General features: G+C 63.6%; 9 protein-coding genes. All 9 read left to right on the top strand.

Going from position 1 to position 13166, the window contains the following annotated elements; genetic code table 11:
• The first annotated feature begins 195 nt into the window (after positions 1-195).
• The 9 genes from KW846_RS21460 to KW846_RS21420 all read left to right on the top strand — a co-directional run bounded on the left by KW846_RS21460 (position 196) and on the right by KW846_RS21420 (position 13163).
• Positions 196-1620, top strand: coding sequence for an amino acid permease (locus KW846_RS21460; protein WP_218485029.1), 1425 nt, complete (start codon positions 196-198; stop codon positions 1618-1620).
• Positions 1621-1980: 360 nt separating this feature from the next.
• Complete coding sequence (locus KW846_RS21455; protein WP_116579358.1) at positions 1981-2772, top strand: enoyl-CoA hydratase/isomerase family protein; 792 nt, start codon at positions 1981-1983, stop codon at positions 2770-2772.
• Positions 2773-2812: 40 nt separating this feature from the next.
• Positions 2813-3973 (top strand): acyl-CoA dehydrogenase family protein, encoded by a 1161-nt coding sequence (locus KW846_RS21450; protein ID WP_007974349.1) that lies wholly within the window; start codon positions 2813-2815, stop codon positions 3971-3973.
• An 18-nt stretch (positions 3974-3991) separates the two neighbouring features.
• Entirely contained in the window at positions 3992-6091 is a 2100-nt protein-coding gene (locus KW846_RS21445; RefSeq protein WP_218485026.1) for an acetate--CoA ligase family protein, read from the top strand.
• Positions 6092-6101: 10 nt separating this feature from the next.
• The gene (locus tag KW846_RS21440; protein WP_218485024.1) at positions 6102-7709 is read left to right on the top strand and encodes a 5-guanidino-2-oxopentanoate decarboxylase; all 1608 of its coding nucleotides are present in this window, start codon (positions 6102-6104) and stop codon (positions 7707-7709) included.
• A gap of 24 nt (positions 7710-7733) precedes the next feature.
• Positions 7734-8924: a pyridoxal phosphate-dependent aminotransferase gene (locus KW846_RS21435; protein WP_218485021.1), complete on the top strand. Its 1191-nt coding sequence runs from the start codon at positions 7734-7736 to the stop codon at positions 8922-8924.
• A complete protein-coding gene (locus KW846_RS21430; protein ID WP_218485019.1) occupies positions 8917-10332 on the top strand; it encodes an aldehyde dehydrogenase family protein in 1416 nt (471 codons plus the stop codon). The genes KW846_RS21435 and KW846_RS21430 overlap by 8 nt, the downstream gene beginning before the upstream one ends.
• Positions 10333-10431: 99 nt before the next feature.
• Positions 10432-12033, top strand: coding sequence for an ABC transporter substrate-binding protein (locus KW846_RS21425; protein WP_218485017.1), 1602 nt, complete (start codon positions 10432-10434; stop codon positions 12031-12033).
• A gap of 170 nt (positions 12034-12203) precedes the next feature.
• Positions 12204-13163 (top strand): ABC transporter permease, encoded by a 960-nt coding sequence (locus tag KW846_RS21420; protein WP_218485016.1) that lies wholly within the window; start codon positions 12204-12206, stop codon positions 13161-13163.
• Positions 13164-13166: the final 3 nt, after the last annotated feature.

Genomic DNA, 13166 nt, shown 5'->3' with positions numbered 1-13166 from the left:
TACGACTTTCTACAACTTCGATCCTTGCGGTCAACGCGAACTTACATGGCTTTCCAATAATCGACGCAACCGCCGCAGCGCGGTCTTCGAAGCTTATTGGAGATAATAATAATGAATTGCCGTAAAGCTGATCCCTCCCTGCGCCGTGACGTCCTGTCATGCGCTGCGCTCCTCACTGACTGCTGAGGTGCCGACATGAACGAAAATACAGATCGCAGCACCCAACAAAAAGGCATACAGCTGACCCGCGCCCTCAAGAGCCGGCACATCTTCATGCTGTCCCTGGGCGGCGTCATCGGTACCGGCCTGTTCATGGGATCCGGTGTGACCATCAACCAGGGTGGCCCGGTGGGGGCGATCCTGGCTTACCTGGTCGCGGGTTTCCTGATGTACCTGGTGATGGTCTGCCTGGGCGAACTGTCGGTGCAGATGCCGGTGTCCGGTTCGTTCCAGACCCATGCCACCAAGTACATCGGCCCGGCCACCGGGTTCATGATCGGCTGGGTGTACTGGATGAGCTGGGCCACCACCGTCGGCCTGGAATTCACCGCCGCCGGCATGTTGATGACCCGCTGGTTCCCGGCGGTGCCGATCTGGTATTGGTCGGCGCTGTTCGTGGTGGTGCTGTTCGGCATCAACGCCATGGCCACCCGCGCTTTCGGTGAAGCCGAATACTGGTTCTCGGGGATCAAGGTCGCGGCCATTCTCGGTTTCATCGTGGTGGGCGTGCTGGTGATCTTCGGCGTGATGCCCCTGAGCAGCGGCGCACCGGCACCGATGGCGACCAACCTGATCGGCGATTCGCTGTTCCCCAACGGTTTGTCCGCCGTGTTCGCGGTGATGATGACTGTGGTCTACGCGTTCCAGGGTTGCGAGATCATGGGCGTGGCCGCCGGTGAAACCGACCAGCCGGAAAAGAGCATTCCCCGCGCCGTGCGCAACGTGGTGTTTCGCGTACTGATTTTCTACGTGCTGGCGATTGTCGTGCTGTCGGCCATCGTGCCGTGGCAGCAGGCAGGACTGATGGAAAGCCCGTTCGTGCAGGTGTTCGACATGGTTGGCATTCCCTACGCCGCCGACCTGATGAACTTCGTGATCCTCACCGCGATCCTGTCGGTGGGCAACTCCGGCCTGTATGCCTCGACGCGCATCCTGTGGGCGATGTCGAAAACCGGCATGGCGCCGAAAAGCCTGTCGCCCTTGAGCAAGCGTGGCGTGCCGTTGCGGGCGCTGAGCATCACCCTGTGCTTCGCGCTGGTGTCGCTGATGACCAGCTTCGTCGCCGCCGACACCTTGTTCATGGTGCTGATGGCAGTGAGTGGCATGTCCGGCACCGTGACCTGGATCGTCATCGCCCTGGCGCAGTACAAGTTCCGCAAGGCGTACCTGCGTGACGGCGGCAAACTCAGCGACCTGAAATACCGCGCACCGTGGTTCCCGGTATTGCCGCTGATGTGCATCACGCTGTGCTGCTCGCTGTTCGTGTTCCTGGCCCTGGATGAAACCCAGCGTCCGTCGCTGTATTGGGGCTTTGGCTTCATTGCGCTGTGCTATGGCGCGTACTTCCTGATTCATCGCAAGCGTCAGGGCGTGCTGGCACCGAGCTTGCCGACAGCCTGATACCTCGAACTAAACACTTCCCCCTGTGGGAGCGGGCTTGCTCGCGAAGAGGCCCTGTCAGTCACCATCAATGTTGACTGACAGGGCCTCTTCGCGAGCAAGCCCGCTCCCACAGTTGTTTTGTGTTCCTGCCGCAGGCTGCGATCCTGGCGTCGTCGTGTCCACAGTTGTTCAAAGTTGTAACAAAGCCACTTCGCTATGCGTCAGCAAAAGAATTAAAACCAATAAAAACAATATGTTATATCTATTCTCAAGCTGTTACAGCCCATTTCCCCACCGATTGCCGCCTTACTGAACACTCGTTTAGTATGGCCTCAAGTCGCATCACCTCAGACCAATCACAATAATTCGAGGATTCCCATGACCACTCAATCGTCGCTGCTCAGCCAGGTCGAAGCAGGCGTTGCCTGGATCACCCTCAATCGCACGGCCCAGCGCAATGCGCTGGACGTTCCGACGCTGAAAAACCTGCACGCCTTGCTCGACGGTTTCAACGCCGATCCAGCGGTGCGCGTGGTGGTGTTGACGGGCAGTGGCCGCAGCTTCTGTGCGGGTGCCGACCTCGATGAATGGGCGGATGCCGAAGCCCGGGGCGCACTGGAAACCTACGGCTGGACCGAGACCGCCCACGCCTTGATGACTCGCCTGCACAGCCTGGAAAAACCCACCATCGCCGCCATCAACGGTACCGCCGTCGGCGCCGGGATGGACCTGACCCTGTGTTGCGACCTGCGCATTGCCGGGCAGTCGGCACGCTTCAAGGCCGGCTACACCAGCATGGCGTACTCGCCGGATGCCGGCGCCAGTTGGCACCTGCCACGCCTGATCGGCAGCGAACAGGCCAAGCGCCTGCTGTTCCTCGATGAACTGTGGGGTGCTGACCGTGCCCTCGATGCCGGCTTGGTCGGCGATGTCTGTGCCGACGATCAGTTGTTGACGGTCACCAGCGAACTGGCCGCACGCCTGGCCGCCGGGCCGACGTTCGCCTTTGCCCAGACCAAAAAACTCATGCGCGAAGGCGCCGACCGCAGCCTGGCGGAACAACTGCAAGCCGAACTCGCCGCGGGCCTGTTGTGCGGGCGCAGTGAAGACGGCAACGAAGCCCTGCGCGCCGCCATGGAAAAACGCCCGGCACGTTTCGTCGGCCGTTGATTCCCACACTTCTTTCAGCACACGAACAACAGGTAGCAGCATGAATTTCCAACTGACCCAAGAACAAGAAATGTTGGTGGACTCGGTACGCAGCTTCGTCGAGAAGGAACTGCTGCCCTATGAAGAGCAAGTCGACCGCGCCGACGAGGTGTCCCCGGAGCTGGCGGCGCAGATTCGCGGCAAGGCGATCGCCGCCGGGTTCTACGCCTTCAACATGCCCGAAGAAGTGGGCGGCGGTGGCCTGGACTACCTGTCCCAGGCACTGATAGAACGTGAGCTGTCCAAGGTCTCCTGGGCGCTGCACGTGTTCGTCGCGCGACCATCGAAAATCCTCATGGCCTGCACTGGCGAGCAGATCAACGACTACCTGTTGCCGTGCATCCAGGGCGAGAAAATCGACTGCTTCGCCCTGACCGAACCGGGTGCCGGTTCCGATGCCAATGCGATCAAGACCCGTGCCGTGCGTGAAGGCGACGACTTCATTCTCAACGGCAGCAAGCATTTCATCAGTCACGCCGGGCATGCCGACTTCGCCATCGTCTTCGCCGTGACCGACACCTACGAACACAACGGCAAAAAGCGTAACGCCGTGACCTCGTTCCTGGTCGACCGCAACACCCCGGGCATGACCATCCGCCGTGGACCCAAGTGCGTGAGCAACCGGGGTTACCACACCTTCGAAATGTTCTTCGACGACTGCCGCGTACCGGCCAGCAAAGTGCTGGGCGAAGTCGGCAAGGGTTGGGACGTGGCCAACGCCTGGCTGACCGCCGGGCGGGTGATGGTCGCGGCCAACTGCGTCGGTCAGGCCCAGCGAGCACTGGACGTGTCGCTGCAATGGGCGGCGGACCGCAAGCAATTCGGCCAGCCGATCGGCACCTACCAGGGCGTGTCGTTCAAGTTGGCCGACATGGCCACGCAGATCCGCGCCGCCGAACTGCTGACCCTGCACACCGCGTGGAAAATGGACCAGGGCACCATGACCGATGGCGAGGCCGGCATGGCCAAGCTGTTCGCCAGTGAGGTGCTCGGCCGTACCGCCGACGAAGCGGTGCAGATCTTCGGCGGCATGGGCCTGATGGACGAAGGTCCGGTGGAGCGCATCTGGCGCAACGCACGGATCGAACGGATCTGGGAAGGCACCTCGGAAATCCAGCGCCACATCATTTCCCGCGAGCTGCTGCGGCCGCTGCTGCGCTGATCAGCCCGGAGAACTCCCATGTCCCAAACCATTCGTGACAACCTCAAACGCATGCTCGCGCCGCAACACGTGGCGTTCGTCGGCGGCCGCAGCATGGCGCGCGCCCTCAAGCGCTGTGCCGAGGGCGGCTACCCAGGGCAGATGTGGCTGGTCAATCCGCAGCACGACAGCCTTGAAGGTGTGCCGTGTGTGCGCAGCGTTGCCGAGCTGCCTTGCGGCCCGGACGCGGTATTCATCGCCACCAACCGCGAACTGACCCTGACCTGCGTGGCCGAACTGGCCGCCATCGGTGCGGGCGGCGCGATCTGCTACGCCTCGGGTTTCGCCGAGACCGGCGCCGAAGGCCAGGCCCTGCAACAGCAACTGCTCCAGGCCGCTGGCGACATGGCGCTGCTCGGCCCTAACTGCTACGGCCTGCTCGACTACCTGCACAGCTCCGCGCTGTGGCCGGTGGCCCATGGCGGCAAAGCGGTGGAGAAGGGCGTGGCGGTGCTGACCCAGAGCGGCAACTTTGCCTACAACCTGTCCATGAGCGACCGCTCGTTGCCGGTGGCCTACATGGCGTCGGTGGGCAATCAGGCGCAACTGGGCGTGGCTGAATTGATGGACGTGTTGCTCGACGAACCGCGGGTCACCGCCATCGGCCTGCACCTGGAAGGCCTGAAGAACGTCCCGGGTTTTGCCCGCGCCGCACACAAGGCGCTGGAGAAGGGCATCCCGATCATCGCCCTGAAAACCGGCGTGTCGCAGATCGGCGCCGAACTGGCCCTGAGTCACACCAGCTCGCTGTCCGGCTCCGATGCGCTGTACGACGCGCTGTTCGACCGTCTGGGGGTGATCCGCGTCAGCGGCCCGGTGAGTTTTGTCGAAACCCTCAAGGCCGCGGCCTGCGGCAACCTGCCAGCGGGTAACAACCTGATCGCACTGGCCTGTTCCGGCGGCGACGCCGGCCTGATTGCCGACTACGCCGAACGTAACGACCTGGGCCTGCCGAAACTCGATCAAGGACAGGTCGGCGAACTCGCGCAGGTGCTGCCGACCTACGCCAACCTGGTCAACCCGCTGGATTTCACCACGGCGATCTGGGGCGACGGCGAAGCCTTGAACCGCATGCTCGACGGCGCCCTGCGCACCGAAACTGACGCGGCGATGCTGGTGCTCGACTACCCGTCGGAGTTCACCGGCGAGCGCAAGGAGTGCGACTTGCTGCTGGAGCTGTACTGCGCGGCGCTGCAGCGCCACGGCAAGACCGGTTTCGTGACTTCGGCCTTCCCCGAATTGCTGCCGGCCCATGCCCGTGAGCGTCTGCACGCCCAAGGCGTCGCGGCATTGCAGGGTGTTGAAGACGGGCTGGCCGCGTGGGGCCGCATCGCCGGTTATCAGCGCAATCGCCAGGCCTTGCTGGCTCTGGGCGAATCGGCGCTGGTGCCGCTGTGCCCGCACGCGCTGGAAGGCGAGGGGCGTCTGCTCAATGAATGGGATTCCAAACAGGCGTTGAAAGCCTTTGGCCTGCCGACGCCAAACGGCGTATTGAGCACCCCGGAACAGGCCCTGAAGGATGCCGAGTCACTGGGCTATCCGCTGGTCTTGAAAGCCGTCAGCGCACAGCTGCCGCACAAGACCGAGGCCGGTGCCGTGGCGCTGAACCTCAAGGATGGCGTGGCGTTGAGCGCAGCCCTGGAAAAAATGCACAGCAGCATCGCCGCCTACGCCCCGGGCGTAGCCTTCGATCAACTGTTGCTCGAGCCAATGGCCAAACCGCCACTGGCTGAGCTGATTGTCGGCATCAAGCGCGAAAACGATTTCGGCCTCGCGTTGGTGATCGGTGCCGGCGGCATTCTGGTGGAGTTGCTCAAGGACAGTCGCAGCCTGTTGCTGCCGACCACCGACGGTGCGATCCACAATGCCTTGCTCAGCCTGCGCAGCGCCGCGTTGCTGCAGGGTTTCCGTGGCCGCGAGTCTGCTGACCTCGACGCCCTGGTGACGGCGATCCGCGCCGTGGCCGATTACGCCTGCGAAAACGCCGCGCAACTGCTGGAACTCGATGTGAACCCATTGTTGGTCGGTGCCCAGGGCACGACTGCGGTCGATGCGTTGATTCGCCTCGGCCACGAGTGAGGACATGAACATGCAAAGCAAAACCTTGACCGGCGGCCAGGCCCTGGTGCGCCTGTTGGCCAACTACGGCGTCGACACCGTGTTCGGCATCCCCGGCGTACACACCCTGGAGCTGTATCGCGGCTTGCCCGGCAGTGGCATTCGCCACGTCTTGACCCGCCATGAACAGGGCGCCAGCTTCATGGCCGACGGTTATGCGCGGGTCAGCGGCAAACCCGGCGTGTGCTTTGTCATCACCGGCCCCGGCGTGACCAACGCCGCCACCGGTATTGGCCAGGCCTATGCCGATTCGATTCCGATGCTGGTGATCTCCAGCGTCAACCACAGCGCCAGCCTCGGCAAGGGGTGGGGCAGCCTGCACGAGTGCCAGGACCAACGGGCGATGACCGCGCCGATCACGGCGTTCTCGGCTGTGGCGCTGACCGCCGAAGATTTGCCGGAACTGGTCGCCCGTGCCTACGCGGTGTTCGACAGCGAGCGACCGCGCCCGGTGCACATCTCGGTGCCGCTGGACGTGTTGGCGGCGCCGATCGCCCGTGACTGGAGTAACGAGGTGGTGCGTCGACCGAGCCGTGGTCCGGCATCCGCCACTGCGCTTGACCAGGCCGTGGCCAAACTCAAAGACGCGAAACGGCCGATGATCATCGCCGGTGGCGGTGCACTCAATGCCGTGCAGGAACTCAGTGAACTCAGCACGCGTCTCGCTGCGCCACTGTTCACCAGCGTCGCCGGCAAGGGCCTGCTACCACCGGATGCACCGCTCAACGCCGGTTCCTCCCTGTGTGTGGAGCCGGGCTGGAACCTGATCGCCGAGGCCGACGTGGTACTGGCGGTCGGCACTGAAATGGCCGACACCGACTTCTGGCGCGAACGCCTGCCGCTCAAGGGTGAACTGCTGCGCGTCGATATCGACCCGCGCAAATTCAACGACTTCTATCCCTGCGCAGTGGCTTTGCAGGGCGATGCACAACAAACCCTCAGCGGTTTGCTTGAGCGCCTGCCATCGGACGTTCGGGATGCCGGAACGGCGATAGCCTCGGTTGCCGCGCTGCGCGAAGCGGTCAAGGCCAGCCATGGCCCGCTGCAGTCGATCCATCAGGCGATTCTCGAGCGTATTGCTGTAGAGCTGCCGGAAAACGCTTTCATCAGCACCGACATGACCCAGCTTGCGTATACGGGTAACTACGCCTTTGACAGCCTGGCCATCCGCAGCTGGTTGCACCCGACCGGCTACGGCACCTTGGGTTATGGCTTGCCGGCGGGGATCGGCGCCAAGTTCGGCGCACCGCAACGGCCCGGTCTGGTGCTGGTGGGCGACGGTGGTTTCCTCTACACCGCGCAGGAACTGGCGACGGCGGTCGAAGAGCTGGACAGCCCGCTGGTGGTGCTGCTGTGGAACAACGACGCCCTGGGGCAGATCCGCGACGACATGCTCGGCCTGGACATCGAACCCATCGGCGTACTGCCGCGCAATCCGGATTTCGCTGCCCTCGCGCGTGCATTCGGTTGCACGGTGAGCCAGCCGCAAAGCCTGGCCGAGTTGCAGACCGACTTACGCCACGGCTTCAAGCGTAACGGCGTGACCTTGATCGAACTCAAGCATGCCTGCGCGCACTGATCTGTATTTGAAGGGGACGAAGCCATGCGCTTTTCCGATCTGACTCAACGTATCGCCGGTGATGGCGCTGCCGCGTGGGATATTCATTATCGCGCCCTGGCGCTGCGCGAGCAGGGCCAGGACATTTTGCTGCTGTCCGTGGGCGACCCGGATTTCGACACGCCACAGCCCATCGTGCAGGGCGCTATCGACAGCCTGCTGAGCGGCAACACCCATTACGCCGAGGTGCGCGGCAAGCGTGCCCTGCGTGAGGCCATTGCCAGGCGCCATCAACAACGCAGCGGTCAAAGCGTTTCGGCCGATCAGGTCACCGTGCTGGCCGGGGCGCAATGTGCGCTGTTCAGCGTGGCCCAATGCGTGCTCAATCCCGGTGACGAGGTGATCGTCGCCGAACCGATGTACGTCACCTACGAAGCCGTGTTCGGTGCCTGCGGCGCCGTGGTGGTGCCGGTGCCGGTGCGCTCGGAAAACGGCTTCCGCGTATTGCCTGAAGATGTCGCCGCACGCATCACGCCGCGCACCCGGGCCCTGGCGTTGAACAGTCCGCACAACCCGTCCGGCGCCAGTCTGCCGCGCAGCACCTGGGCCGCTCTGGCCGAGTTGTGCATCGGCCACGACCTGTGGCTGATTTCCGACGAGGTCTACAGCGAACTGCTGTTCGAAGGCGAGCACGTCAGCCCGGCGAGTCTGCCGGGCATGGCCGAGCGTACCGCGACCCTCAACAGCCTGTCGAAATCCCACGCGATGACCGGCTGGCGCGTCGGCTGGGTGGTGGCGCCACCGTCCCTCGCTGCGCACCTGGAAAACCTCGCGCTGTGCATGCTCTACGGCTCGCCGGATTTCATTCAGGACGCTGCCGTGGTGGCCCTGGAAAGCAACCTGCCGGAGCTGGAAGCCATGCGCGAAGCCTATCGCCAGCGTCGCGACCTGGTGTGCGACAGCCTGGCCGATTGCCCAGGCGTGCGGGCGTTGAAACCTGACGGCGGCATGTTCGTGATGCTCGATATCCGCCAGACCGGGCTCAGTGCCCAGGCGTTTGCCGACCGTTTGCTGGATCGCCACGGTGTGTCGGTATTGGCCGGCGAGGCCTTTGGGCCGAGCGCGGCGGGGCACATTCGCCTCGGTCTGGTGGTCGGCGCCGAACCCTTGCGCGATGCCTGCCAGCGGATTGCCCGTTGTGCCCAGGAATTGATGGAGACCCAGGTTCATGCTTAACCACAACGCACTGTTTATTGATGGCCGCTGGCAAAAACCGTCGGGGCAGGGCATCGCCGAGGTGATCAACCCGGCCACCGAAGAAGTGGCTGGCAGCGTGCCGCTGGGCGATGAGCGCGATGTTGAAAACGCCGTGGCGGCTGCACGCCGGGCCTTCGATTCATGGTCGCGTACGCCGTCCTGCGTACGCGCCGGTTACATTCGCGCCCTGGCCGGGCAATTGCGTGCCCGCGCTGACGAGATGGCCTCGGTCATCACCACTGAGTTGGGCATGCCGGTGCAATGGTGCCGCTCGGTGCAGGTCGACGGGCCGATCGCTGGCCTTGAGCAGTATGTCGAACTGGCTCATCTCATGGACGAGGTGCGCGAAGTCGGCAATTCGCTGGTGATCCGCGAGGCCGTGGGCGTCTGCGCGTTCATCAACCCGTGGAATTACCCGCTGCACCAGTTGATCGGCAAACTGGCCCCGGCCCTGGCCGCCGGTTGCACCGTGGTGGTCAAGCCGAGCCAGGAAACGCCGCTGCATGCCTTCCTGTTGGCGCAAATGATCGAGGACATCGGTTTGCCGGCCGGAGTGTTCAACCTGGTCAGCGGGCCGGGCTCGAAAGTCGGCGAAGCGCTGGCCAAACACCCCGGCGTGGACATGGTGTCGTTCACCGGCTCCACCGGTGCCGGAGTACGGGTCGCCCAAGCGGCGGCGCCTTCAGTGAAGCGTGTGTGCCTGGAGCTGGGCGGCAAGTCGCCGCTGCTGATTGCCGAGGATGCGGACCTCGACGCGGCCGTGCGCTACGGCGTGCAGGACGTGATGATCAACTCCGGCCAGACCTGCACCGCACTGACCCGCATGCTGCTGCCCGCCAGCCGTTATGCCGAAGCCGTGGAAATCGCCCTGCAGGAGACCCTGAGCCTGCGCATGGGCGATCCCCTGGACCCGCAAAGCTTTCTCGGCCCGATGTGTTCAGCGGGGCAAAAACGTACCGTGCTCGATTACATCAAGGTCGGCCAAGAGGAGGGCGCACGGCTGCTGTGCGGCGGGGACGCGCCGTCGGCCTTCGAGCGCGGCTTCTATGTCAGCCCGACGCTGTTCGCCGATGTCGACAACCGCATGCGCATCGCCCAGGAAGAGATCTTCGGCCCGGTGCTGTGCCTGATTCCCTACACCGACGAGGCGCAAGCGGTGCAGATCGCCAACGACTCGCCGTTCGGCCTGTCCAGTGGCGTCTGGGCCGGCAGTACCGAGCGTGCCTTGCACCTGGGCCGGCAGATGCGCGCCGGCCAGTGCTTCCTCAATGGCGCGGCGTTCAATTACCAGGCGCCGTTCGGCGGCTACAAACAATCGGGCAATGGCCGGGAGTGGGGTGAGGAAGGACTCAACGAGTTTGTCGAAGTGAAGGCGATCCAGGTGTGACGGTTGGCGATTCGAACGTTGTATGCACCGGGCCCTGGCCCGGTGTCTTGCGTGGTTTTGAACCGGTAATTCATTAGCTTTTTGATCAGGGGCAATGCAATGAGCGATAACAAAAACAAGATTACTCAAGCGAACCATGAATTCAGCTTCCCGCGCAGGGACTTCCTGAAGTACAGCGCGGCTGCCGCGGCGGTGGCCGGGGCGTTCTCCATGGGGCTGCCGTTTGGCGCCCTTGCCGGGGAGGCCACGCCAAAACCGGGTGGCGTGTTGCGTCTGGGCCTGGCAGGTGGCAGCACCACGGACTCTAAAGATCCGGGTTCCTGGTCCGACACCTTTACCTTTGTCGGCTTCTCGGCGGTCTATAACACCCTGACCGAAATTGCCGTCGACGGCAGCGCCATCCCCGAACTGGCCGAAAGCTGGACCTCGACCCCGGACGCGCGCGTCTGGACGTTCAAGATTCGTCAGGGCGTGACCTTCCACAACGGCAAGACCCTGACCGCCGAGGACGTGGTGGCGTCGATCCAGCATCACCTCGGCGAGAAATCCACTTCGGCGGCCAAGACCGTGCTGGGCGACGTGGCCAAGGTCAGCGCCAACGGCAGCGACAGCGTGGTGTTCGAACTGCACTCGGGCAACGCCGACTTTTCTTATGTGGTTGCCGATTACCACCTGGCGATCATGCCGAGCAAAGATGGCGCGGCGGACTGGCAGACCGGCGCCGGCACCGGTGGCTATCGCCTCAAGGACTTCGAACCGGGCGTGCGCATGACCCTGGAACGCAGCCCCGATTACTGGAAATCGGGGCGCGCGCACTTCGCCAGCGCCGAGTTGATCGCGATCTCCGACGGCGCGGCACGGGTCAATGCGCTGGTCACCGGGCAGGTGGATGTGATCAACAAGGTCGACCTGAAAACCGTCGCGCTGCTCAAACGCAACCCGAACCTGGTCATCGAAGAAACCAAAGGCGCCCAGCACTACACCTTCCCGATGCTCACCGACAGCCAGGTATTCCTGAACAACGACGTGCGCCTGGCGATGAAACACGCGATCAACCGCGAAACTCTGCTGGCCTCGGTGCTGCACGGCTATGGCCTGGTGGGCAACGACCACCCGATCCAGCCCGGCAGCCGTTTCATCAACACCGCGCTGGAACAACGCACCTACGATCCGGACAAGTCGCGCTTCTACCTGAAGAAGGCCGGTCTGGATTCGCTCAAGGTCCGTCTGCAAGCCTCCGACGCGGCCTACACCGGCGCCGTGGACGCCTCGGTGCTGTTCAAGGAGCAGGCCCGCGCTGCCGGGATCGACATCGACGTGGTGCGCGAGCCGGCCGATGGCTTCTTCTCCAACGTGTGGATGAAGCAACCCTTCACCACCTCGTTCTGGTACAGCAGCCTGACCGCCGACCGCATGTTCAGCATCGGCTACGCCAAGGGCGCGGCCTGGAACGAAACTCACTGGGACAACCCGCGCTTCAATCAACTGCTCAACGCCGCTCGCGGCGAAATGAACGACCCGCTGCGCCGCGAGATGTACAACGAAATGCAGGCACTGTGCCGGGACGAGGGCGGGGCGATCGTGCCGCTGTTCGCCAGTTCCGTGGCGGCGCGTTCCAACCGGGTGGTTCATGGCGGGCAGACGGCGCCCTACGGTGAACTGGATGGCCTGCGAGTGATCGAGCGCTGGTGGCAGGCATGAAACCGGGATCTATCGAACGGTGAAGATCAACTGTGGGAGCGGGCTTGCTCGCGAAAGCGGTGTGTCAGTCGCCCAATGCGTCAACTGACAGATCCTGTTCGCGAGCAAGCCCGCTCCCACAGTAGAAATTTAGTGTCTTCAAAGGCGTGCCCAATTCAAGGAACTGCACGATGAGAAGTATTTTCAAGCTGTTGGGACAGCGCCTCGCATTAGGCCTGCTGTCCCTGTTCGCCGTCTCAGTGATCATCTTCCTGGCCGTCGGCATGCTCCCGGGGGACATCGCCCAGGCCATGCTCGGCCAATCGGCCACCCCGGAAACCGTGGCGGCCTACCGGGCGCAACTGGGGCTGGATTTGCCGCCGATCACCCGTTTCGGCCACTGGATCTGGCAGCTGTTGCACGGTGACCTTGGCGTGTCGCTGGCCAACCAGCGGCCCATCGCCGAACTGGTCGGCTCGCGCCTGGGCAACACCTTCAGCCTCGCCTTGCTGGCGGCCCTGGTGTCGGTGCCGCTGGCGTTGTGTCTGGGGATGCTCGCCGCGTTGTACCGCAACAGCTGGTTCGACCGCTTGCTCAACACCTCGGCCCTGAGCGCGGTGTCGTTCCCCGAGTTCTTCGTTGCCTACATCCTGATCCTGGTGTTCGCGGTGAAGCTCAACTGGTTCCCGAGCATTTCCAACCTGGCGCCGGACGCTTCGTTGGGCACGATTCTGGAGCGCTCGGTACTGCCGGTGGCGACCCTGAGCCTGGTGGTGATCGCGCAGATGATGCGCATGACCCGCGCCTCGTTGATCAACCTGCTGGCCAGCCCCTACATCGAAATGGCCCGGCTCAAGGGCATCAGCCAGTCGCGGATCATCTTCCGCCACGCCTTGCCCAATGCCCTCGCGCCCATCGTCAACGTGGTGGCGTTGAACCTGGCGTACCTGGTGGTCGGCGTGGTGGTGGTCGAAGTGGTGTTTGTCTATCCGGGGCTCGGCCAGTTGCTGGTGGACTCGGTGGCCAAGCGCGACATCCCGGTGGTGCAGGCCTGCAGCCTGATCTTCGCCGCGACCTACATCCTCCTCAACACAAGCGCCGATGTGCTGTCGATTGCCAGCAACCCACGCCTGATGCATCCGAAGGGGTAGACC

This window comes from Pseudomonas sp. PDM32 (genome assembly GCF_019219225.1).
GTDB classification, from domain to species: Bacteria; Pseudomonadota; Gammaproteobacteria; order Pseudomonadales; family Pseudomonadaceae; genus Aquipseudomonas; species Aquipseudomonas laurylsulfatiphila.
Note: the sequence above shows the minus strand (reverse complement) of the source record. Positions and strands in the feature narration are given on the sequence as shown.

Bases quoted from the DNA above. Each gene is read 5' to 3' on its own strand.
- KW846_RS21445 (WP_218485026.1), top strand. From the start codon at position 3,992: ATGTCCCAAACCATTCGTGACAACCTCAAACGCATGCTCGCGCCGCAA.
- KW846_RS21460 (WP_218485029.1), top strand. From the start codon at position 196: ATGAACGAAAATACAGATCGCAGCACCCAACAAAAAGGCATACAGCTG.
- KW846_RS21420 (WP_218485016.1), top strand. From the start codon at position 12,204: ATGAGAAGTATTTTCAAGCTGTTGGGACAGCGCCTCGCATTAGGCCTG.
- KW846_RS21455 (WP_116579358.1), top strand. From the start codon at position 1,981: ATGACCACTCAATCGTCGCTGCTCAGCCAGGTCGAAGCAGGCGTTGCC.
- KW846_RS21430 (WP_218485019.1), top strand. From the start codon at position 8,917: ATGCTTAACCACAACGCACTGTTTATTGATGGCCGCTGGCAAAAACCG.
- KW846_RS21435 (WP_218485021.1), top strand. From the start codon at position 7,734: ATGCGCTTTTCCGATCTGACTCAACGTATCGCCGGTGATGGCGCTGCC.
- KW846_RS21425 (WP_218485017.1), top strand. From the start codon at position 10,432: ATGAGCGATAACAAAAACAAGATTACTCAAGCGAACCATGAATTCAGC.
- KW846_RS21450 (WP_007974349.1), top strand. From the start codon at position 2,813: ATGAATTTCCAACTGACCCAAGAACAAGAAATGTTGGTGGACTCGGTA.
- KW846_RS21440 (WP_218485024.1), top strand. From the start codon at position 6,102: ATGCAAAGCAAAACCTTGACCGGCGGCCAGGCCCTGGTGCGCCTGTTG.